The 21,320-nt window shown below is 72.0% G+C and carries 22 protein-coding genes; 10 read left to right on the forward strand and 12 right to left on the reverse strand.

Annotated features, from left to right (window positions below):
* Positions 1-58 precede the first annotated feature (58 nt).
* Complete coding sequence (locus AW273_RS13170; protein WP_062348576.1) at positions 59-1,513, forward strand: PQQ-dependent sugar dehydrogenase; 1,455 nt, start codon at positions 59-61, stop codon at positions 1,511-1,513.
* Between the two features lie 31 nt (positions 1,514-1,544).
* On the opposite strand, the gene AW273_RS13175 is transcribed toward AW273_RS13170, so the two are convergent.
* From AW273_RS13175 to AW273_RS13185, 3 genes are read right to left on the reverse strand one after another with little or no spacing between them, the layout of a single operon-like run.
* The gene (locus AW273_RS13175) at positions 1,545-2,408 is read right to left on the reverse strand and encodes an SDR family oxidoreductase (RefSeq protein WP_062348577.1); all 864 of its coding nucleotides are present in this window, start codon (positions 2,406-2,408) and stop codon (positions 1,545-1,547) included.
* A 29-nt stretch (positions 2,409-2,437) separates the two neighbouring features.
* Positions 2,438-4,282: a CheR family methyltransferase gene (locus AW273_RS13180; RefSeq protein ID WP_083949735.1), complete on the reverse strand. Its 1,845-nt coding sequence runs from the start codon at positions 4,280-4,282 to the stop codon at positions 2,438-2,440.
* 9 nt (positions 4,283-4,291) lie between these two features.
* On the reverse strand, positions 4,292-5,302 hold the full coding sequence (locus AW273_RS13185) for a chemotaxis protein CheB (RefSeq protein WP_198168132.1): 1,011 nt from the start codon (positions 5,300-5,302) through the stop codon (positions 4,292-4,294).
* A gap of 65 nt (positions 5,303-5,367) precedes the next feature.
* On the opposite strand from AW273_RS13185, the gene AW273_RS13190 reads away from it, so the two are divergent.
* From AW273_RS13190 to AW273_RS13205, 4 genes are all read left to right on the forward strand, one after another.
* The gene (locus tag AW273_RS13190; protein ID WP_062348579.1) at positions 5,368-6,030 is read left to right on the forward strand and encodes an STAS domain-containing protein; all 663 of its coding nucleotides are present in this window, start codon (positions 5,368-5,370) and stop codon (positions 6,028-6,030) included.
* Between the two features lie 68 nt (positions 6,031-6,098).
* Positions 6,099-7,196 (forward strand): PAS domain-containing protein, encoded by a 1,098-nt coding sequence (locus AW273_RS13195; protein ID WP_062348580.1) that lies wholly within the window; start codon positions 6,099-6,101, stop codon positions 7,194-7,196.
* Positions 7,197-7,253: 57 nt separating this feature from the next.
* A complete protein-coding gene (locus AW273_RS13200) occupies positions 7,254-7,670 on the forward strand; it encodes a CBS domain-containing protein (RefSeq protein WP_062348581.1) in 417 nt (138 codons plus the stop codon).
* Between the two features lie 70 nt (positions 7,671-7,740).
* On the forward strand, positions 7,741-8,139 hold the full coding sequence (locus AW273_RS13205) for a ChaB family protein (protein WP_062348582.1): 399 nt from the start codon (positions 7,741-7,743) through the stop codon (positions 8,137-8,139).
* A 6-nt stretch (positions 8,140-8,145) separates the two neighbouring features.
* On the opposite strand, the gene AW273_RS13210 is transcribed toward AW273_RS13205, so the two are convergent.
* The 4 genes from AW273_RS13210 to AW273_RS13225 all read right to left on the reverse strand — a co-directional run bounded on the left by AW273_RS13210 (position 8,146) and on the right by AW273_RS13225 (position 11,621).
* The gene (locus AW273_RS13210) at positions 8,146-8,919 is read right to left on the reverse strand and encodes an alpha/beta fold hydrolase (protein ID WP_062348583.1); all 774 of its coding nucleotides are present in this window, start codon (positions 8,917-8,919) and stop codon (positions 8,146-8,148) included.
* A 130-nt stretch (positions 8,920-9,049) separates the two neighbouring features.
* Positions 9,050-10,066 carry an NAD(P)/FAD-dependent oxidoreductase gene (locus tag AW273_RS13215; RefSeq protein WP_062348584.1) on the reverse strand — a complete coding sequence of 339 codons (1,017 nt, stop codon included), beginning with the start codon at positions 10,064-10,066 and terminating at the stop codon, positions 9,050-9,052.
* Complete coding sequence (locus AW273_RS13220; RefSeq protein WP_062348585.1) at positions 10,063-10,578, reverse strand: isoprenylcysteine carboxyl methyltransferase family protein; 516 nt, start codon at positions 10,576-10,578, stop codon at positions 10,063-10,065. Before AW273_RS13220 ends, AW273_RS13215 begins: the two co-directional genes overlap by 4 nt.
* Positions 10,578-11,621 (reverse strand): type III polyketide synthase, encoded by a 1,044-nt coding sequence (locus AW273_RS13225; protein WP_062348586.1) that lies wholly within the window; start codon positions 11,619-11,621, stop codon positions 10,578-10,580. Before AW273_RS13225 ends, AW273_RS13220 begins: the two co-directional genes overlap by 1 nt.
* Positions 11,622-11,712: 91 nt before the next feature.
* On the opposite strand from AW273_RS13225, the gene AW273_RS13230 reads away from it, so the two are divergent.
* Positions 11,713-12,492 carry a UbiA family prenyltransferase gene (locus AW273_RS13230; RefSeq protein WP_232327371.1) on the forward strand — a complete coding sequence of 260 codons (780 nt, stop codon included), beginning with the start codon at positions 11,713-11,715 and terminating at the stop codon, positions 12,490-12,492.
* On the opposite strand, the gene AW273_RS13235 is transcribed toward AW273_RS13230, so the two are convergent.
* Complete coding sequence (locus AW273_RS13235; RefSeq protein WP_062348588.1) at positions 12,480-13,634, reverse strand: RtcB family protein; 1,155 nt, start codon at positions 13,632-13,634, stop codon at positions 12,480-12,482. The genes AW273_RS13230 and AW273_RS13235 overlap by 13 nt on opposite strands.
* 136 nt (positions 13,635-13,770) lie before the next feature.
* On the opposite strand from AW273_RS13235, the gene moaA reads away from it, so the two are divergent.
* Together moaA and AW273_RS13245 are read left to right on the forward strand one after the other, a co-directional pair.
* Positions 13,771-14,754, forward strand: coding sequence for a GTP 3',8-cyclase MoaA (gene moaA, locus AW273_RS13240; RefSeq protein WP_062348589.1), 984 nt, complete (start codon positions 13,771-13,773; stop codon positions 14,752-14,754).
* Positions 14,755-14,796: 42 nt separating this feature from the next.
* Positions 14,797-15,030, forward strand: a complete 234-nt coding sequence (locus tag AW273_RS13245; protein WP_062348590.1) for a DUF6457 domain-containing protein — start codon at positions 14,797-14,799, stop codon at positions 15,028-15,030.
* On the opposite strand, the gene AW273_RS13250 is transcribed toward AW273_RS13245, so the two are convergent.
* Positions 15,027-16,571 (reverse strand): MFS transporter, encoded by a 1,545-nt coding sequence (locus AW273_RS13250; RefSeq protein ID WP_157555763.1) that lies wholly within the window; start codon positions 16,569-16,571, stop codon positions 15,027-15,029. The genes AW273_RS13245 and AW273_RS13250 overlap by 4 nt on opposite strands.
* A 107-nt stretch (positions 16,572-16,678) precedes the next feature.
* Here AW273_RS13250 and AW273_RS13255 point away from each other — a divergent pair, with 107 nt between their 5' ends.
* Positions 16,679-17,275: an XRE family transcriptional regulator gene (locus tag AW273_RS13255; protein WP_062348737.1), complete on the forward strand. Its 597-nt coding sequence runs from the start codon at positions 16,679-16,681 to the stop codon at positions 17,273-17,275.
* 431 nt (positions 17,276-17,706) lie between these two features.
* On the opposite strand, the gene AW273_RS13260 is transcribed toward AW273_RS13255, so the two are convergent.
* A complete protein-coding gene (locus AW273_RS13260; RefSeq protein ID WP_062348592.1) occupies positions 17,707-18,024 on the reverse strand; it encodes a DUF3099 domain-containing protein in 318 nt (105 codons plus the stop codon).
* 54 nt (positions 18,025-18,078) lie between these two features.
* On the opposite strand from AW273_RS13260, the gene AW273_RS13265 reads away from it, so the two are divergent.
* Positions 18,079-18,294 (forward strand): dodecin, encoded by a 216-nt coding sequence (locus AW273_RS13265; RefSeq protein WP_030452318.1) that lies wholly within the window; start codon positions 18,079-18,081, stop codon positions 18,292-18,294.
* A gap of 56 nt (positions 18,295-18,350) precedes the next feature.
* Here the strand turns inward: AW273_RS13265 and AW273_RS13270 are convergent, their stop codons facing one another.
* On the reverse strand, positions 18,351-19,718 hold the full coding sequence (locus tag AW273_RS13270; RefSeq protein ID WP_062348593.1) for a metallopeptidase TldD-related protein: 1,368 nt from the start codon (positions 19,716-19,718) through the stop codon (positions 18,351-18,353).
* Complete coding sequence (locus tag AW273_RS13275) at positions 19,715-21,208, reverse strand: TldD/PmbA family protein (RefSeq protein ID WP_062348594.1); 1,494 nt, start codon at positions 21,206-21,208, stop codon at positions 19,715-19,717. Before AW273_RS13275 ends, AW273_RS13270 begins: the two co-directional genes overlap by 4 nt.
* Between the last annotated feature and the right edge of the window lie 112 nt (positions 21,209-21,320).

The raw sequence follows: 21,320 nt of genomic DNA on the forward strand, positions 1-21,320 counted from the left end.
GCGGGCGGCCCCGCCGGTGATCGTTGGCAGGGTCACGGAGGCCTCGTATGGTTCCGCAATGTCCAGACACGTTAGGCACGTCATCGCCGCGGCGGTCCTGCTCCTCGGAGTCATGGTCGCCCTCCCGGCCCGGGCCGCCGTGGTCGGCGGCTTCGACTTCGACCGGGCCCAGGTGTCGGTCACCGGGCTCCAGGTCCCGTGGGGGTTCGCCTTCCTCCCCGACGGGAGCGCCCTGGTCACCGAACGCAACACCGGCCGCGTCATGCAGGTGCGGCCCGGCCAGACCCCGGTCGCCGTGGCGACCGTCAGCGGCGTGTCCGCCTCGGGCGAGAGCGGCCTGCTCGGCATCGCCGTCTCCCCGACCTACGCCCAGGACCAGTGGGTCTACGTCTACTTCACCACCGCCTCCGACAACCGCCTGGCCCGCTTCCGCCTGAGCGCGCCCTCGACCCAGAACGTGCTGCTGTCGGGCATCCCGCGCGCGACCGTCCACGACGGCGGGCGCATCGCCTTCGGCCCCGACGGCATGCTCTACCTGGCCACCGGCGACGCCGGGACCACGTCGAACGCCCAGAACGTGAGCTCGCCCGCCGGGAAGATCCTCCGCATGAACCCCGACGGGAGCATCCCGTCGAGCAACCCCATCGCCGGTTCGCGGGTCTACAGCCTGGGCCACCGCAACGTCCAGGGCCTGGCCTGGGACGGCCAGGGCCGCATGTACGCCACCGAGTTCGGCCAGAACACCACCGACGAGATCAACCAGATCGTGGCGGGCGCCAACTACGGCTGGCCGACGTGTGAGGGCACCTGTAACAACCCCTCGTTCCGCGACCCGATCGTCACCTGGACGACCGCCGAGGCCTCCCCGAGCGGCCTCGCCTACGCCAACAACACCCTGTTCGCGGCGGCCCTGCGCGGCACCCGCCTGTGGGCGGTGTCGCTGACCGGCTCGGGCGGCTCGGCCGGCGCCACCGCCCAGTTCCAGGGCCAGTACGGCCGCCTCCGCGCCGTCGCCGTCGGCCCGGACGGCTGGTTGTGGATCGGCACCAGCAACCGCGACGGCCGGGGCACCCCGGTCGCCGCCGACGACCGCATCATCCGGGTCCCCCCGGCGGGCGTGAACCCGTCGCCCAGCCCGTCTCCGTCTCCCTCGCCCAGCCCCTCGCCGTCTCCCTCGCCGTCGCCGAGCCCGCAGCCCGGCGGGCCGTGCTCGGCGGCCGGGACCGTGCAGAGCCAGTGGGGCAACGGCTACGTCGTGCAGCCCGTGACGGTCGCCAACACGGGCACCTCGGCCCTGAGCGGCTGGCGGGTGACGTTCACGCTCCCGGCCGGGCACACGCTCTCGGGTTCGTGGAACGCCACGCTCACCGTCTCGGGCCAGACCGTCACGGCCCGCAACCTGAACTACAACGGCGGCCTCGGCCCGAACGGCAGCACCACGTTCGGCTTCCAGGTCACCCGGCCCACCGGTGACACCGCCACGGTGAGCGGTTACACTTGCGCCTCCCCGTGACCCGTCCAGGACCACTCGTCCCTCCCGGGCGTCAGCCCGGAAGGGTCTCGCCGCCGATCGGGGCCAGCACCTCGCCGGTGTAGTAGGACGACAGGCGTCCCGAGGCGAAGAACACGTAGGACGGCGCGATCTCGTCGGGGTCGGCGGCCCGCTTCATCGGGGCCTGCTCGCCGAACTTCGCCACCTTCTCCTCGGGGAAGGTGGCCGGGATCAGCGGGGTCCAGACCGGCCCGGGGGCGACCGCGTTGACGCGGATGCCCTTGTCGACCAGGTTCTGCGCCATCGACATGGTGAAGGCGTTGATCGCGCCCTTGGTCGCGGCGTAGTCGATCAGGGTCTTGTTGCCGCGCAGGCCGTTGATCGACGAGGTGTTGATGATCGACGCGCCGTCGCCCATGTGCCGCAGGGCCGCCTTGGTGACCCGGAAGTAGCTGTGGATGTTCACCGCGAAGGTGTGGTTCCACTGGTCGTCGTCGAGTTCGTCGAGCGAGTCGACCGGCTGCTGGTAGGCGACGTTGTTGACCAGCAGGTCGAGCCCGCCCAGTTCCTTGACGGCCTGCTCGACCACCTCCTCGCAGTGGTCGGCCCTGCCGAGGTCGCCCGGCAGCAGCACGCAGCGGCGGCCCTCCCGTTCGACCAGGCCGCGGGTGTGCTCGGCGTCCTCGTGCTCGCTCAGGTAGGCGACGGCGACGTCGGCCCCCTCCTTGGCGAAGGCGACCGCCACGGCCCTGCCGATTCCCGAGTCGCCTCCGGTGATCAGGGCCTTGCGGTCCTTGAGCAGGTCGCGCCCGGCGTAGTCGCGCATCTCGTCGCGGGGCTCGGGCGCCATGTCGCCGCTGCTCCCGGGATAGCGCTGCGTCTGACCGGGTGGTGTCTGGTTCGGTTCCTCAGGCATGCTGCGACCCTGCCCAGGCCGCTGATCGCCTAACGGAGGTCGAGCACGTCCATCAGCACGATGACCCCGGCGGTCTGGCCGTCTTCGGCGAGCATGCGGGAGAACTCGATGCTCAGCCGGGTGGTGCGGCCCCGCCGGTTGACGGCGTCGACGGCCATGCCGTCGGGCCAGTCGCGGGTTTCCGCGTCGCCGATCATGGCCCGCAGGTGGGCGGCGAGGGCGTCGAGGGGGAGGCCGATGTCCAGGCCGGTCAGCGGACGCCCGGTGGCCTCGTCGGCGCGCACGCCCCACAGCTCCTCGGCGCCGGGGCTCCAGATCAGGACACGCAACTCGGTGTCGACGACGGCGACGGCGTCGCCGAGGCTGCGGACCATCGCCGAGACGAACGCGTTGGCCTTGTCGAGCTCGTCGCCGCGGGCGTTGAGGGCGTCGTTGATCTGCTGGAGCTCGTCGTTGGTCGACTGGAGCTCCTCGTTCATGGTCTCCAGTTCCTCGTTGGTCGACTGGAGCTCCTCGTTGGTGGTCTCCAGTTCCTCGTTCGTGGACTGGAGTTCCTCATTGGTGGTCTCCAGCTCCTCGTTGAGCGACTGGAGCTCCTCATAGGCGTGCTCGAGCTCCCGGCCGGCCTGTTCGAGCTCGTCGCGCAGGCGGCGGTAGCGGGTGACGTCGGAGAAGTTGACGGCGACGCCGACGAGGCCGCCGTCGCCGTTCTGCAGGGGGACCACCGAGATGTCGTACACGCCGGTCTCGGAATGACCCGATCGTTGCCAGCTCACCTGCTGGAGCTCGACGGTGCGCAGGTCGGTCTGGGCCTGCTCGATCACCGAGCGCAGTTCGACCGGCCGGTAGGAGACCTCCAGGTCCTGGAAGGGACGGCCGATGTCACGCGCGTTGAGACCGAACAGCGTCTCGGCTCGGCTGTTGACCAGGGCGAGCCTTCCGTGGGTGTCGAGGCCGAGCTGGGCGACCGGGCCCGACGCCAGCGCGGCGCTCTCCAGCTCGCCGATCGTCGTGGGGGAGGGCAGCGCGGACGACCAGGCGGGCCGGGCCCCGGAGGACCCGGTCCCGGTCTTCTTGAACAGCCGCATGCGCAGGTCGAGGGGTTCGAACCTGTCGTTGTGGTTGAGCAACATCTCGGCCTTGCCGAGGAACAGGTAGCCGGGGTTGGTCAGCGCGAAGTGGAACCGCCGGACGATGTTGAGCTGCGTCTCGGTGTTGAAGTACATCAGGGTGTTGCGGGCCAGCAGCAGGTCGACCCGGGAGATCGGGGCGTCGCGCGTCAGGTCGTTGCGGCCGAAGATCACCTGGCGGCGCAGGTCGCGGCGGAAGGCGTGGAGACCCTCCGACGACTCGAAGTAGGCGTCGCGGAGTTCCGGGGGGACCTCGGCCATCTGGCGGTCGGTGTAGGTCGCGCCGCGGGCCACCTGGAGCGCCTGTTCGTCGAGGTCGGTGGCGTAGATCTTGACGCGTTTCCTGAACTCCTCGACGCCGAGCTCCTCGGCGAGGACCATCGCGAGGCTGTAGGCCTCCTCGCCGGTGGCGCAGCCGGCGCTCCAGACGCGGATGCCCTGGCCCGCCCGCTTGCCGGCGACGATGGCGGGCACGACCCGCTCGCGGAGCACCTGCCAGGCGGCCGGGTCGCGGAAGAAGCTGGTCACGTTGATCAGCAGGCTGTCGAACAGCCGGTCGAACTCCGCGGGCTCCAGCTCCAGATAGTCGCGGTATTCGCTGTGGTCGCGGAGTTTGAGGGATTCCAGCCGCCGGGCGATGCGGCGCATCAGGGTGGTGCGCTTGTAGCCGGTGAAGTCGAAGCCCCTGGTCTCCTTCAGCATCGCCAGGAGGTCGTCGAAGTCACGTTCGTCAGCCGGGATCACACCTCGACCCTATGCCCGGGTGGCGTCGTCCTCGGTACTGAGCCGCGACTGCATCACCCTGATGGTCTCCAGCGCCTCGCGCGTCTGCTCGGCCTCGTCGGCGAGCCGAGAGAAGGACAGCCGGTGCCCCCGCTGCTCCGCGGAGTGGAGCATGCGCTGGAGCAGCCGTCCGCGCTCCTCCAGGCGCAGCACGGCCACCCACAGGGCACGTTCGACGGCCTCGGCCTGCCCGGCGATCATGGTGTCCATCGACCACGAGTGGCCCACCCGGCAGTCGTAGCGGGGGTCCGGGTCGCCGGGCCGGGTGTACAGCGGGCCGCTGCAGTCGGGGCAGGTGAAGCCGGACAACTCGCCCTCGGGAGGGGTGGTGGGCAGCCGGGGGGTCAGATAGCGGGCCAGGTCGCGCAGCAGTTCGCCGTCGGGCGCGACCTCCTCCGCGATCACCGGCGACCGGGTCTGCTCCACGATCCATTCGGGCAGCCGCCGGGCCGGCAGGACCTGGCCCCGGCCGCTCGCCCGCAGCGCCGCCGACGGCATGCCGGGGAAGGCGCACTCCTCCGGGTCCTGTACGGCCACCACACCGCCGTGCCGTTCCACCAGCTCACAACCGCGCGCCCCGTCGTCGAGGGTGCCGCTGAGCACCACCCCGGCGACCCTCGGGCCGGCGGCGACGGCGGCGCTCATGAAGAGCAGGTCGGCGGCCGGGCGGTAGCCGTTGTACCGAGGTCCCCGGCTCACCCGCTGGCGGTCGTCGTGCACGAGCAGATGGTGGTCGGCCACCGCCACCCGGATCTCCCCGGGCACGAGCGGCAGCCCGTCCTCGGCGGGCGCCGCCTTCAGCGGCCCGGCGCGGTCGAGGATGCCCGCCAGCACGCTCGACCCCGACGCGGCCACGTGCAGGACGACCAGGACCGCCGCCGGCAGGCCCGGGGGGAGACGGGCCACCAGGGCCCGCAGCGGGTCGACGCCGCCGGCCGACGCGGCGACGACCACGAGGTCTCTTCCCTGACGGCTGTCCACGGGGTTCCCCTGCCCGCTATCTCGGCATATGCACATAAGTCCGCAAAATAGGGTAGGGACCCCGAATGATCCTCTCGCTCGCCGTCGTCCACGACGACCAGGCCGAACTCGGCCTCGCCCTGTCCGGCGACCTCGACTGGACCTGGACAGAGTGGCTGGAGAGCTCTCTGGCGTGCCTGCTGTTCCGGCGGTTCGAGCGGGTGACCCTCGACCTGGGCGCGGTGGGCTTCTGCGACCTGGAGGGGGCCCGGGTCCTGCTCCGCTTCACGGCGCTGGTGGAGCTCGACGGGGCGACCCTGCGCACGACCGGCGGCGGTCCGGCCGCCCGCCTGCTCGGGCTGCTGTCCCGGGCTCCGGCGGAGAGCACGCCCGCCACGGGCGGCGAGGCCGTGGCCGAAGCGGCCACCCGGCATCTGCCGGTGGTCCGCGGCGCCCGGCCCGGCACGGAGTCCCGGCTGCGCCGGCCGCTCGACGCGGGCGTGCCGGCCGCCGATTCCGCGGTCCATCCGGCCATGCGGCGGGCGGCGGAGCTGAGCGCCATCATGCGGGAGGAGGTGCGGACCATGCGGGAGCGCGCCGCCGCCAACTGCGCCGACGTGGCCGAACTGCACGAGCGGCTGGCGCGCATGCACACGTTCGCCGGGCCCGGGCTCGACTGTGACCGCGGCTCCCACCGGCGCAAGGCCGCGGAGTTCCGGGCCAGGAGCAACCGCCTCGCCCCCGCCTGACCTTCTGCGCGGGCACCCGTGGGGGCATGGTGTCACCAGTGTCGATCAGGCGATGGAGATGAGGTGAGATGAGCGATTCGGCGGCCGACGCGTTCGAGAGCGAGTTCATCGAGTTCCAGAATCGCCTGGCGTACCTGCGGGAGTCGCGGGCGTACGTGACCGACCGCCTCGGCCACGACGAGTGGGTCGAGGCCGCCCTGCTGGAGCTCGACGTGGCCGCCGAGGAGCTCAAGGTCCGCCAGGAGGAACTGCTCTCCTGGGCCGACCAGGTGGCCGTCGAGAAGAGCCCGGCCGAGCCCGAACGCCTCCTGCTGCGCGCCGCCTTCACCGGCTCGCCGTTCCCCACCCTGATCGTGACCGGCGACGACGGGGTGATCCGGCGGGCCAACGCCGCCGCGCTCGCCCTGCTCGACGTGACCCGGTCGTACGCGGCCGGACGGCCCTTCCCGGTCTTCGCCGACCTGCGCTTCCGGGCCGCCCTGCGGTCGGCGCTGGCGGCGGCGGGCCGGACCGGCGAGGCCCGGACGGTCCGGATGCGGCTGGCGCGGCGGCGGCTGCCCCCGGTCGACGTCACGCTCGCCATCGCCCCGCTCGACCTGCCGGGCGAGCGGCCCCACCTGCTGATCGGCACCGCGATCGTGCCGCCGCCGGAACCGGTGACGCCGTCCGGGCCCGAGATCCAGCCCGCGCGCGAGGACGTGTTGTGCTCCTTCGCCCGGCTGCTGCTCTCGCCCGGGTTCTCCCTCGGCCAGGCGGCCGGCGCGCTGCGGGAGGCCCTGGCCGACTGGGTGTACGTCGACCTGGTGGACGAGACCGGCGCGTGGCGCCCGTCGGCGGTCGTGGCCGGTGAGGGCGTCTCGGCCGACGACCACCGGCCGCTCGCCCTGCCGCGCCGGGTCCTGGAGAGCGGGCGCCTGGCGCTGGAGAGCCCGCTCGACGATCTCGGCGTCCTGGGAGAGGACGCCGACGGGGTCAGGGTGGCCGCGCGGCTGGGGGTCGGCTCCCTGGTCTGCGTGCGGCTCGCCGCCCGCCGCCCGATGGGCACGGTGACGCTCGCGCGCCGCGGCGGCGCACGGCCTCCGCTCTCCCTGGCCGAGGCCGGCCTGCTGCGCGAACTGGGCGACCAGCTCGCCCTCCGGCTCGACCTCGACGAACTTTTGGCCTGACCGGGGGCGTGGCGCGGCCGATGCGGGGCAGGCGGACCCTTGTCGGAAGGAGAAACGATGACAACCGCCCGCGAGATCATGACTCCGAACGCGGAGTGCGTGAACTCCGACCAGACCATCGCCGACGCCGCCGAGAAGATGCAGCGCCTCGACGTCGGCTCCCTGCCGATCTGCGGCGAGGACAACCGCCTCAAGGGCATGATCACCGACCGCGACATCGTGGTGAAGGTGATCGCCCAGGGCCGCGACCCCAAGTCATGCCTGGCCGGTGAGCTGGGGGGCAAGGAGGTGGTGACGATCGGCGCCGACGACGACGCCCAGGAGATCCTGCGCACGATGGGCGAAGGCAAGGTCCGCCGCCTGCCCGTGATCGACGGTCACACCCTGGTGGGGATGGTCGCCCTGGCCGATGTCGCCAAGGCCCTTCCGGAAACGTCGGTCGGCGACCTCATGGCGGCGCTGACCACCGACTGACGCTCTTCGCCGGCCCGGTCGTGCCGCCACGGCCGGGCCCTGAAGGAAACACGGAGGAGAGGCAGACACCATGCCCGCACGCCAGGAACTCCCCGACACGTTGAAGCGCTCCCCGAAGAAGGCCCAGCGGACCTGGCTCAAGGCCCACGACTCGGCCGTCGAACAGTACGGCGAGGGCGAACGGGCCCACCGGACCGCCAACGCGGCCCTGAAGCACGGTTTCGAGAAGGTCGGCGACCACTGGGAGCCCAAGGCCCAGAAGGGCCCCTCCGACCGGCAGGCCGAGAAGAGCACCCCCAAGCCCGGCAAGACCGCCGAGGGCGTCGACGCCAACGCCTCCAAGCAGCACCTCTACGACGTGGCCAAGCGCCTGGAGGTGCCGGGCAGGTCCTCCATGAGCAAGCCCGAGCTGGTCGAGGCGATCAAGAAGGCGAACCGGAGGGCGTCGGCCAAGGCCCGCTCGAAGTGACCGCCGTCAGCCCGCGAGGAACGCGCGCACGATCGGCCCGGTGACCTCCGGGTCGATCGTGTGGGTCTGGCCGTCGAGGGCCACCACGTGGGCCCCGTCGATCGCCGTGCCCAGGGCCGCCACCATGCCGCGCAGCCGGTCGGGGCTGGCCGCGCCGTCGAGGACCAGCGTGGGCGGCGGGCGCAGGCCGGCGAGCCGTCCGGGCAGCTCCCGGTCGGTCACGAGCAGGGCGTCGTAGACGGACGAGGGCGCCAGCGCCTCCAGGCGCCGCCAGAAGGGGGCGTTCCTGGCCTGCTCCACCATGTGGGGCGGCATGCCGATGATCTTGAGCTGGAAGTATTCGACCGCCTCCTCGCGCCGCCCATGGGAGACCAGCTCGGTCAGGTGGCCGGCGTGGTCGGCGGGCGAGGGGTTCTCGTTCTGGTAGGGCGGCTCGTAGAGGGCCAGCCGGGTGATGCGGGCCCCGTCGAGCAGCGCGTTCAGCGCCAGCAGCCCGCCCGAGGAGTAGCCGAACACGGCCGCCTCGCCGCCCGCGACCTCGATCATGGCCTTCAGGTCGTCGACCTCGTCGGCGATCCGGTAGGGCAGCGCCACCTCGCCGCTGCCGCCGCGCCCCCGCCGGTCGTAGACGAAGACCGTGAAGTGGCCGGCCAGCGCCTCGGCCAGCGGCAGGCCGGTGGCGCGCTCGTTGAAGACCCCCAGCACGACGATCACCGGCGGCCCCTCGCCGACCCGGTCGTAGGCCAGCGTGGTGCCGTCACGCGAGGTCGTAATCATCATGACAACCGTTCTATCAGCCGAGCCGATGACCATCGGCGCACCTCGGTCCGGCACGTCTGCACCGCCGCGGAGACACTTCCCGGCGATAGCCCCCCCGACGGCGCCCCTACGAGGCCGGGTCTGACCGCCGCTAGGCCAGGAGTGCGACGGCCGCGCGGAAGGCCCATGGGAGCCGCCGCGCGGCCGGCGCGATGAGGTCGCCGGCCACCCGGTTGCCCCGCACGGCCACCAGCGCCTCCGTGAGCGCCCGGTGCCGCCGCGACAACCGCCTCCAGGCGCGCTCGTACGCACCGGGATCGCCGGTCCGCAGGGCCGCGACCAGCGCCTCGGCCGAGCGCGCCGCCAGCGAGATCCCCTCCCCGGTGAGCGCGTCGACGTATCCGGCGGCGTCGCCGACCAGCAGCACCCGCCCGGCCACCCGCGCCCTGGCTCCCTGCCGCAGCGGCCCGGCCCCCCTGACCGGCGAACACGCGGGGCCGAGCCGGTCGCGCAGCGCGGGGAAGGCCGCCAGGTGCTCCTCGTAGGGGACACGCCGCGAGCTCAGCACCGCCACCCCCACCAGATCGGCCCCCACGGGCGTCACATAGGCCTCCGCGCCCGGCGACCAGTGCACCTCGACGTGGGAGTTCCACGGGGCGACCGCGAAATGGCGGCGCAGACCGTGGCGGCGTGCCCGCCGGGGCGGGAGGGTCAGCCCCAGGGCGGCGCGTAAGGGGGAGTGCAGCCCGTCGGCCGCGACCAGCCAGCGGGCCCGGCCGAACCCGTCGGCCTCGACGTCGCCGGGCCGCTGCCGGAACCGCTCGACCCGCCCGGCGACCACGCGCACCCCGAGTTCGGCGGCCCGCTTGGCCAGGGCCTCGTGCAGGATCGTGCGCCGGACGCCGAGCCCGGACGACCCGCGCGGGAACGGCGCGGTCACCGAGCCGCCGGCGTCGAGGTAGGCGATGCCGCGCAGCGGCCACCCCTCCGGCCGCACCCCCAGCGACCGCAGCGCCTCGGCCCCCGTGGGCATCAGGCCCTCTCCGCACGCCTTGTCGACCGGGGCCGCCCGGGGTTCGACGACGACGGCCTCCATCCCGGCCAGCGCGGCGTGGCAGGCCGTCGCCAGCCCGGCGGGCCCGCCGCCCGCGATCAATAAGTCGATCACGCGGTTTCCAGCCGGGCCAGCGCGGCCTCCTCACACCGGATGCGGACCACCATCAGCCCCGCGTTCAGCACCGTGAAGACCAGCGCCGTGACCCAGGCGGAGTGCACGAGGGGCAGTGCCAGGCCCTCGACGGCCACCGCGACGTAGTTGGGGTGGCGCAGGACGCGGTAGGGGCCGCCCGTGACCGCCTTCAGCCCCGGCACCACCACGACCTGGGTGTTCCACTGGTGCCCCAGCGTCCTGATGCACCACCAGCGCAGCGCCTGGGAGGCCGCCACCAGCGCCAGCATCGTCCAGCCGAGGGCGGGCACGAAGGGTCGGTCGGCGGCGTACACCTCGATCAGGCAGCCCGCCAGCAGCCCGGTGTGCAGCACCACCATGAAGGGATAGTGGCCCTGACCGGCCACGATCCCGCCCCGGGCCAGGCTCCAGCGGAGGTTGCGCTTGGCGACGACGAGTTCGGCCAGGCGCTCGGCCCCGACGAGGGCGACCAGCACGGCGTACCAGCCCATCACCACTCCAGCAGGACGAGTTCCGAGCAGAACCCCGGGCCCATCGCGATCATGAGGCCGGGGGTGCCCCTGGGGGGATCGAGCGCCATCGTGTCGGCCAGCACGCGCAGCACCGACGACGACGACAGGTTGCCGACCTCGGCCAGCGACCGCCACGTCACTTCGAGCGCGCCGGGCGGCAGGTCCAGCGCCTCGACGACCGCCTCCAGGACCCTCGGCCCGCCGGGGTGGCAGACCCAGGCCGTGACGTCCTTCCTGGTCAGCCCGTGGTCGGCCAGGAAGTCGTCGACGTCGCCGGGCAGGTAGGTGCGGACCACGGCCGGGACGCTGGCGTCCAGGACCACCCGGAAGCCGCCGTTGGTGATGTCCCAGCCCATGACCTGGTCGGAGTCGGGATAGAGGTGGGAGCGCGAGTCGACCACGCGGGGCCCGGGGCCCTCGGACGTGGTGGCCACCACGGCGGTCACGCCGTCGCCGAACAGGCCGCCCGCGACCAGGTTGGCGATCGAGCGGTCGTCGCGCTGGATGGTGAGGGAGCAGAACTCCACCGACAGCAGCACCGCGACCTGGCCGGACTTCGCCGACAGGTAGTCGTGCACGCGGGCGATCCCGGCCGCGCCGCCCACGCAGCCCAGGCCGAACAGCGGCAGGCGCTTCACGTCGGGCCGCATGCCCAGCCGGGAGGCGATGCGGGCCTCGATCGACGGCGCCGCGATGCCGGTCACCGTGGTGAAGAGGATCATGTCGACGTCGCGGGGGGTCAGGCCGGCCGCGTCGAGGGCCGCCGCGACGGCCTGGGAGCCCAGGTCGACCGCCGCCGCGACGAACACGTCGTTGGCCGCGCCGAAGCCGTCGAGTTTCACGTAGTCGTCGAGGGGCAGTACGAGATGCCGGAACTCGACTCGGGCGTGCCGGTGCAGTCGTTCGAGAACGCGGCGTTCGGTGGCGTCGAGGAAGCCCAGCCGGGCGATCGCATCGGTGATCTCGGCCTGCGCGTAGCGGTTCGGCGGCAGGACGCCATGAACTGCGGCGATACGTGACATCGCACTCCCAGATCGGCAGAAATCCATCCCCTTCCGATCTCTGCCCACCCCTCACGGGTTCATGTGCGTCCCGCTGGGAACCCCAACCTCTGTGCTCCTGGGATTAGCGCTCGCCTGCCACCCCGGGCCGACGCTGGCGGTCACCGCCCTCGTGACCGCGCTGGCCGCCGGATCGGGGCGGGACCTCGCCGGGTGCCTGCTCGTGCTGGCCGCCGTGCTGGCCGGGCAGTTGTCGGTGGGCTGGTCGAACGACGCCGTGGACGCGGGCCGCGACCGGGCGCTGGGCCGGACCGGGAAACCGGCGGTCTCCGGGCTCGTGTCGGTGCGGCCCCTGTGGTCGGCCGCCGCGGTCGCCCTGCTGGCGTGCGTGCCGCTGTCGCTGGCCAACGGGCTGCTCGCGGGCGGGTTCCATCTGCTGGGGGTGGCCGCGGCGTGGGCGTACAACCTCGGGCTGAAGGCCACGGTCTTCTCGTGGGCGCCCTACGCGATCGGGTTCGGGCAGTTCCCGGCGTTCGTGTCGCTCGGGCTGCCCGGTCAGCCGTGGCCCGCCTGGTGGTCGGTGACCGCCGGGGCGCTGCTCGGGATCGGCGCCCACCTGGCCAACGTGCTCCCCGACATCGACGGCGACCTGGAGACGGGGGTGCACGGCCTGCCCCAGCGGCTCGGCCGCCGCCGGACCCTGCTGCTCACCCCGGTCTTCCTGGTCGCCGCCGTCGCCGTGCTCTGGTGGCCCGCGGCGCTGCTCGCCGCCACGCTGGCACTGGCGCCCCGGCTGGTGCGCCATCCCGCCGCGCCGTTCCAGAGCGCCGTCGCGGTCGCCGCACTGGCCGTCGTGCTCCTGCTGGCCCGCGGAACCGGTCAGCCCTTGTAGTTGAACACCTGGCGCAGCGTGTGCTGCACGGTCACCAGGTCGGTCTGGTCGGCCATGACCCGGTCGATCGGCTTGTAGGCCTCCGGGTGCTCGTCGACCAGGGCCGAGGCCCGGTCGGCGTTCCACGTCCGCCCCTCCATCGCCTTCTTCAGCGACGACGCGGTGAGCGTCCGCTTGGCCTGGCCGCGCGACATCCGCCGCCCCGCGCCGTGCGAGCACGAGTTGTAGGAGTCGGCGTTGCCCTTCCCGCGCACGATGTAGGACCGCGTCCCCATCGAACCCGGGATGACGCCCTCGTCGCCGGTGTCGGCCTTGATCGCGCCCTTACGGGTGATCCACAGCGACTTGCCGTGGTGCGTCTCCTTCTGGGTGAAGTTGTGGTGGCAGTTGATCGTCCGGACCCGGCGGCCCTTCCCGACCACCGAGAACAGCGCGTTCGACAACACCGCGTCCATCCGCGCCCGCGAGGCCATCGCGTAGGCCTGCGACCACGTCATGTCGTCGATGTAGGCGGCGAACTCGGGCGTCCCCTGGACGAAGTAGGCCAGGTCGGGATCTTCCAGCCCGATCGCCGCCTGCTTCATCGCCTTCTTCGCGTCGGCGATGTGGCGGGTGGCGAGCTGGTTCCCGATCCCGCGCGAACCGGAGTGGAGCACCGTCCACACGCGGTCGCGCTCGTCGAGGCAGACCTCCACGAAGTGGTTGCCCGACCCGAGGGTGCCGAACTGCGTCGCCACCGTCCTGTCCTGCTTCGGGGTCAGTTCCGTGTACGGCCGCCCGATCGCCTCCAGCGCCCGGTCGATCGCCCGGTCGTCGTGGCCCCGGCCCACTCCGGCCGGGATGCGCCGCTCGACCAGCGGCATCAGCGCGTCGAGGTGCTCCGGCAGGTCGGCGGCGGTCAGGTCGGTCTCGGTCGCGATCATCCCGCACCCGATGTCGACCCCGACGGCGGCGGGGATGATCGCGCCCTCGGTGGGGATGACCGAGCCGACGGTCGCGCCGATCCCGATGTGCGCGTCGGGCATGAGCGCGACGTGCCCGGACACGAAACGCAGGCGCGCGGTCCGGGCCGCCTGCTCGATCGTTCCGGGGTCGATCTCGCTGGCCCAGGACAGCAGGTTGTGGGCGACTTCCTTCGGCATGATGATCTCCTGTTCAGTGCGACCAGTGTGCCGAACCGGGGTTGAGCGTTCCCAATGGTTTTCCTCTGGAGGAATCCCCGCTGATCGGGCGCGGTTGTACCTGCTCTAAACTGGCATACAGAATGGAGATGGTTACGTGCTGGTCGACTCGTTCGGGCGTGTCGCGACGGACCTGCGGGTGTCGCTGACCGATCGGTGCAACCTCCGGTGCAGCTACTGCATGCCGCCGGAAGGTCTCGACTGGCTGCCCAAACCCGACCTGCTGACCGCCGACGAGATCGTCCGCCTGGTCACCGTCGGGGTGCGCGACCTGGGCGTCACCGAGGTCCGCTACACCGGCGGCGAGCCGCTGCTGCGCCGTGAACTGGTCGACATCGTGAGCCGCACCTCCGGCCTCGGCGCCGAGATCTCCCTGACGACCAACGGCATCGGCCTGGCGAAGCTGGCCGCCCCGCTCGCCGAGGCGGGCCTCCACCGGGTGAACGTGTCGCTCGACACGATCGACCGCGAGACCTTCAGGAAACTCGCCCACCGCGACCGCCTGCCCGACGTCCTCGACGGCCTGGCCGCCGCCGACGCCGCGGGCCTGCGCCCGGTGAAGGTCAACGCCGTCCTGATGCGCGACGTCAACGACCACGAGGCGGCCGGCCTGCTGCGCTACTGCCTCGACCGCGGCTACCAGCTCAGGTTCATCGAGCAGATGCCCCTCGACGCCCAGCACGGCTGGAGCCGCGAGAACATGATCACCGCCGACGAGATCCTGGACGTGCTCGGAGCCGAGTTCACGCTCGAAGACGCCGACCCGAAGGAGCGCGGCAGCGCCCCCGCCGAACTGTTCCGCGTCGACGGCGGCCCCGCGACGGTCGGCGTGATCGGCTCGGTCACCCGCCCGTTCTGCGGCGCCTGCGACCGCGTCCGCCTGACCGCCGACGGCCAGATCCGCAACTGCCTGTTCGCCACCGAGGAGTCCGACCTCCGCACGGCGATGCGCGAAGGCGCCTCCGACGCCGACCTCGCCGCCCGCTGGACCGCCTCGGTCGCCCGCAAGAAGCCCGGCCACGGCATCGACGACCCCCAGTTCCTCCAGCCGGCCCGCCCGATGAGCGCGATCGGCGGCTGACCGGCTGGGCCCGTCCTGTTTTCCACGGTCTGGAGGCCGCCCGTGAACGTGCTGGAGGAATGGACCGCCCTGGTCTGCCGCGAACTCGGCATCGACCCGGCCGTCGTCGACCGCGATCTGGTGCTCGACCTGACCCGCGACGTGGCCCACGGGGTCGCCCGCCCGGCCGCGCCGCTGACGGCCTACCTCCTCGGGCTGGCCCAGGGCGCCGGAACCGCGCCGCCCGACGCGGTGGCGGTCCTCTCGGCCAAGGCGGCCGAATGGAGCCGAGACTAGGAGACTCGAAGGCGGGCTTCGGCGTCCTCGCCGGGCCTGAGCGGTTCGGTGTTCCTCGGGCCGCGCAGGGCGACGTAGAGGAGCAGGACGCCCATGACGGCGGCGCCGACCCACATGGACCGCTGCCAGCCGTCGACGAAGGACTGCTGCGCGGCGTGGACCAGGTCCTGGGCATGGCCGCCGGTCCCGGGGGCGGCCTCGATGGCGTTGGCGATGCCTTCGCGGGCCGTGTCGGCGGCCGCCGCGGGGATGCCGTCGAGCCTGTCGCCGATGGCGCCGCGGTAGCCGTTCGCGAGCAGCGCGCCGAGCATGGCGACGCCCAGGGCGGTGCCGAACTCGCGGGTGACGTCGTTGAGCGCGGAGGCGACGCCCTGCTTGGCGCGGGGCAGGCCGCTGGTGATGGCCTCGGTGGAGGGTGTCATCGACAGGCCCATGCCGGCGCCCATGGCGACCATGCCGGCCAGGATGGACGGGTAGCCGCCGTCGACCGACACGAACAGCGCCATCAGCGCGAGGCCGAGGGTGGCCAGGGCGACGCCGACGGCCATGGTGGAGCGGGCGCCGATCTTCGCCGCCATCTTCGGGGCCAGGCCGGAGGCCGTCATCATCATGACGGCCATGGGCATCATCGCCACGGTCGACAGCAGGCCGGACCAGCCCAGGACGGCCTGGAAGAACGGGAAGAGGACGACGGCGACACCGGCCTGAACGCCGAAGACGACGAGCAGGGTGATCGAGCCGCCGGCCAGGCCGCGCTCACGGAAGAGCCGCACGTCCAGCAGGGACGCGTCGCGGCGGCGCAGCTCCCAGGCGACGAAGGCGATGGCGGCGACGACGCCGACGGCCAGGGCGATCAGGGTGATCGGGTCGGTCCACCCACGTTCGGGGCCCTCCTGCAGGACGAAGATGAGCCCGATCACGGCGATGGCGGAGACCAGCGCACCGACGGTGTCGAAGGCGTGGGCGGAGCGCTCGCGGGAGTCGGGCACCGACTTCAGCGTCATCGCCAGCGCGATGACGACCAGGGCCACGGGCAGCAGGAACAACCACCGCCAGTCCGCGACGTCCACGAGGAGCGCGGAGAGGAACATGCCCAGGATGCCGCCACCGCCGGCGACGCCGGTCCACACGCCGATCGCCTTGCCCCGTTCCTCCTCGGGGAAGGTGGCGGTGATGACGGCCAGCGTGATCGGCATGATCATCGCAGCGCCGACCCCCGCCGCCACCCGCGCGCCGATCATCACGGCGGCCGACGGAGCGAACCCCGCGACGACGGCGGCCACGCCGAAGACGACCAGTCCGGTGATCAGCATGGGCTTGCGGCCCAGCCGGTCGCCGATCGCACCGAACGGCAGCAGCAGCGCGGCCAGGACCAGGGTGTAGACATTGATGATCCACAGAACGGTGGTCTGCGAGGCGCCCCACTCGACGGCCATGTGGGTCTGGGCGACGCTCAGGCCGGACACGGACGCGATGACGGCCATCAACGCCATCGAGACGGCGATCAGGATCGCCCGAAGCTGAGGCTGACGGGTACTCATGGTTTCCTTCCGAGAAGTGTGTGCCGGCTCGGCCGGTGAGATGGCGACGTGGACCATCCGTGTTCGACGTTAGGGCCGCATTGCAGCAAAGGCATACAATGTTGCTCATGACGCAAGAAGATGGGCAGCTGGACGGCCTCGTACGCAAACGCATCCGCGCCCTGCGCGTCGCGCAGGGCTGGTCACTGGAGGAACTGGCCACCCGCGCCAACCTCAGCCAGTCGTCACTGAGCCGCATCGAGAACGGTCAGCGCCGCCTCGCCCTCGACCAGCTCGTCGTCCTCGCCCGCGCCCTCGACACCACACTCGACCAGCTCGTGGAGAACGCCGCCGACGACGTCGTCATCAGCCCGATGATCGACGGCGCGCACGGCCTGATGCGCTGGCCGATCAAGGGTGATCCCGGCATGAGCGTCGTGCGTCAGCGGATGACCGAACCGCCGCCGGACAACCCGGCCCGGATGCGCGCCCACCCCGGCCGCGAATGGCTCGTCGTGCTCTCGGGCATCGCGATTCTCCTGCTCGGCCACCGGCGGTTCAGGATCGAGACCAACCAGGCCGCGGAGTTCCCCACGATGATGCCGCACGCGATCGGCGCCGAGGGCGGGCCGTGCGAGATCATGGGCATCTTCGACCGCGACGCCCGCCGCGGCCACCGGCGCGACGATGACGAGTGCGACGGCGCGCCGGGGTCCTGCGAGTAGCCGCTCCCGCCGGCGTCGAATGCCGCGACCGACGGCTGCCACGCCGAACACGTACCCCATCGCGGCGCCGCCGGGTTCACCGTCGAGGAGGAGCGGACCATCACCCGCGGCGAGGCCATCGGCCGCTGCGCCCACGGCAGCCTGCGGCGCATCCGCGGCCGGCACCCGGTCCTCGCGAGCCGACCGCCGGCCGAGGTGGGGGAGATGCGCAGATCTTTTTCCGCGAGAGGGTCAGACGAGGCCGCGAGTAAAGGCGACAGAAAAGGTCTGGAGATAGGGCGACGCCGGGTGGTTACGGGGGCAAACCACCCGGCGTCGCTTCATCGGCGTTCCGACGGGGGCCCGGAACGCCGGCACCAGCGCTCCGACGGGGGACCAGAGCGCTTGGCTAAACTGTACACCTACCACCCTTAGGATGCGTCAAGACTTAGTCACGACCCGATCTCGCGTCGATGCCGTGGTATCTCGTTTTGGTTAGCTTCATCCATGTCCTGAAGTGGGGGAAGGTCCTTTCCCCGCTCGTTGGCACCGATCACGGCAAGGTACGGCAAAAGCACCGCGCCGGCGATGAAGAGCCCCCGCAGCCACAGCGGCGCACCGGGCCACGCCACGGCCAGGATGAGGCACACGACGCGGATCGACATCTTGATCACATAGCTGATCTCGCGTTTGCGGATGTCGGCCGACAGGGACGGCTGCGCGTCGGTCACCTGGTGAACGGTCGTCTTCCGCCGTTGAAACAGCTTCACGATGCAACCCTACGCCCGGGGCATATGATCGTTTCGCGACGACAGGGAGGCACCATGTCTGACCGCACCTACCGGGTGACCGAGATCGTGGGAACGTCGGGAGAGTCCGTCGACCAGGCGATTCGCAACGGGATCAGGCGGGCGTCGCAGACGCTGCGCCATCTCGACTGGTTCGAGGTGACGGAGGTCCGCGGCCACATCCAGGACGGCGAGGTCGCCCACTTCCAGGTGGGCATGAAGGTCGGTTTCCGCCTGGAAGACTCCGAATAGCAGAAGAGGCGGCCCCGTGCAACACGGGGCCGCCCCTTGACACCCTTGTCAGATCATCAGTTGGCCTGGCTCACGGTCGACATGTTGAAGTCGGGCACCCGCAGCGGCGGCATGATCGTGCGGGTGAAGTAGTCGTTCCACTCGCGCGGCAGGGTCTGCGACGCCGCGCCGACCTCGGTGATCCGGCCGAGCAGGTCGACCGGCGACTCGTTGAAGCGGAAGTTGTTCACCTCGCCCGTGACCTCGCCGTTCTCGACCAGGTAGACGCCGTCGCGGGTCAGGCCGGTGAGCAGCAGCGTCTGCGGGTCGACCTCGCGGATGTACCACAGGCATGTGAGCAGCAGGCCGCGCTCGGTGGCCGCGATCATCTCCTCCAGCGACTTCCCGCCGGCCGGGCCCTCCATGATCAGGTTGTCGATCGCGGGGGTCTCGGCGAGGCCGGTGATCTCGGCCGAGTGGCGGGTCTGGATGAGGTTGGCCAGCTTGCCGTCGGCGATCCACTTCGTCGGGCCCAGGGTGAAGCCGTTGTCGAAGACCGACGACTCCCGGCTCGACGCGTGGGCCACCGTGAAGCCGCCGCACTCCACCCCGGCCCGGCCCGGGTCGCTGTAGAGGTCGATCGGCAGCTTGGCCAGTTCTTCGCCGACGCGGGTGCCGCCGCCCGGCTTGGCGAAGACGGTGCGGCCGTCGAAGGCGTCGCGGGCGCCCGCCGACCAGTACAGATAGATCATCAGGTCGGCCACCGCGCCCGGGGGCAGCAGCGTCTCGTAGCGGCCGGGGGCCAGGTCGACCTTGCGCTTGGCCCATTCGAGGCGCTGGGCCAGCGTCGCGTCGAGGGCGTGGACGTCGACGTCGGTGAAGTCGCGGGTGGCCGCGCCGACCCACGCCGAGCGGCTCATGTCGGGCGACTTGGCGTTCAGCTCCAGGCGGCCGGTCGGCTGGTCGTGGCGGCGGCGCAGGCCCGTGGTGGTGCCCACGAAGACCGAGTTGACCAGGTGCTCGGCGAAGCCGTAGAGCCGGCGGCCCCCGGCCTCGGCCGCCGCGAACGCCTCGCCGAGCGCCGGGGCCAGGTCGCGGAAGACCGCGATCGAGGTCTCCTCGGCCGGGCGGTCCCAGTCGGCGGCGGCCTCTCCGGCCACCAGCGGGCGGGCGTCTTCGGACGGCTGCGCGTCGCGCGCCGCCCGGTCGGCCGCGGCCACGACGTCGGCGATCTGGCCGGGCGTGACGGCCGCCCGGGAGACGACGCCGGTGCCGCTGCCGTTGACGGAGACGACGGTCAGCCGCGAGCCCCGGGCGACGCCGTTGGTGGTCAGGGTGTTGCCGGCGAACCGCAGGTTCGCGGTGGTGTCCTCGTCGACGATGACGACGCGGTCGTCGGCGCCGGGCAGCGCCAGCGCGCGCTCGACTACTTCCTGCGGGGTCACTTGCCGCCCTCCTGCACCGTGTTGAGGATCTTCACACCGCGGAACCGGGCGGCCGGGCAGCCGTGGCTGACCGGGGCCACCTGACCGGGCTGGCCCTTGCCGCAGTTGAACGCGCCGCCGAGCACGTAGGTCTGCGGGCCGCCGACGGCGTCCATCGAACGCCAGAAGTCGGTGGTGGTGGCCTGGTAGGCGACGTCGCGGAGCTGGCCCGCGAGCCGGCCGTTCTCGATCTTGTAGAAGCGCTGGCCGGTGAACTGGAAGTTGTAGCGCTGCATGTCGATCGACCAGCTCTTGTCGCCCAGGACGTAGATGCCGTCGTCGACGCCCGCGATCAGTTCTTCGGCCGACGGGCCGCCCTCGGCGGGCTGGAGCGAGACGTTGGCCATGCGCTGGATCGGGGGGTGGCCGGGGGAGTCGGCGAAGGCGCAGCCGTTGGAGCGGCCCAGGCCCTTCAGCAGGGCCATCCGCCGGTCGAGCTGGTAGCCGACCAGCGTGCCGTCGCGCACGATGTCGAACCGCTGGCCCCGCACGCCCTCGTCGTCCCAGCCGACGGTGGCCAGGCCGTGGTCGGCGGTCCGGTCGCCGGTCACGTTCATGATCGGGGAGCCGTAGGTGAGCTCGCCGAGCTGGTCGAAGGTGGCGAACGAGGTGCCCGCGTACGCCGCCTCGTAGCCCAGCGCCCGGTCGAGCTCGGTGGCGTGGCCGATCGACTCGTGGATGGTCAGCCACAGGTTCGAGGGGTCGATCACCAGGTCGTAGGCGCCCGCCTTGACCGAGGGGGCGGCCAGCTTCTCGGCCAGCAGGTCGGGGAGCTCGGCCAGCTCGGCGGGGAAGTCCCAGCCGGTGCCGGTCAGGTATTCGTAGCCCCGGCCCACCGGGGGCGCGAGGGTGCGCATGTCGTCGAAGGCGGCGCCCTCGGACTTCATGGCCGTCAGCGAGGGATGGACGCGGACCCGCTGCTGGGTGGTGACGGTGCCGGCCGAGTCGGCGTAGAACTTCTGCTCCTTGACCTGCATCAACGAGGCCGACACGTGGTCGACCCCCTTGGCCAGCAGCCCGGAGGACCAGTCGCCCAGCAGTGCGACCTTGTCGCGCAACGGCACGTCGAAGGGGTCGACGTCGTAGAGGGACACCCAGACGCCCTCGTGCACCGGCTCGGCGGCCAGTTCGACGGGCTCCCGGTTGAGGGGGGCGCTCACCTCGGCCACCTGGACGGCCTGCGCCGCCACGTCGGCTGCGGCCTCCGGCGTGAGGGTGATGCCGCCGGCGAAACCCCAGGTGCCGTTCTTGACCACCCGTACGGCGAAACCGAGGTCGTCGGCGTCGCTGGAGCCTTCGAGGCGCGCGTCGAACAGGCGGAGCGTCTCGGCGCGCACCCGTTCCAGGCGGAACGCGGCGAACTCGGCGCCCAGCTCGCGGGCCCGCTGGAGGGCGGCGTCGGCCAGCCGCCGCAGCGGCAGGGCGAGGAAGTCGGGATCGATCTGACGCATGGAGGGGATCCTAGTCCGCGGCCCCGCGAATCTTCGGCGAGATGATCTGGAGTAACCCCACCACGGCGCAGCCGCGATCTTGTCTCCGGCGGACAAGAGGCTACCCAGGAGT

It is taken from the genome of Herbidospora yilanensis, from assembly GCF_001570565.1.
GTDB lineage: Bacteria > Actinomycetota > Actinomycetes > Streptosporangiales > Streptosporangiaceae > Herbidospora > Herbidospora yilanensis.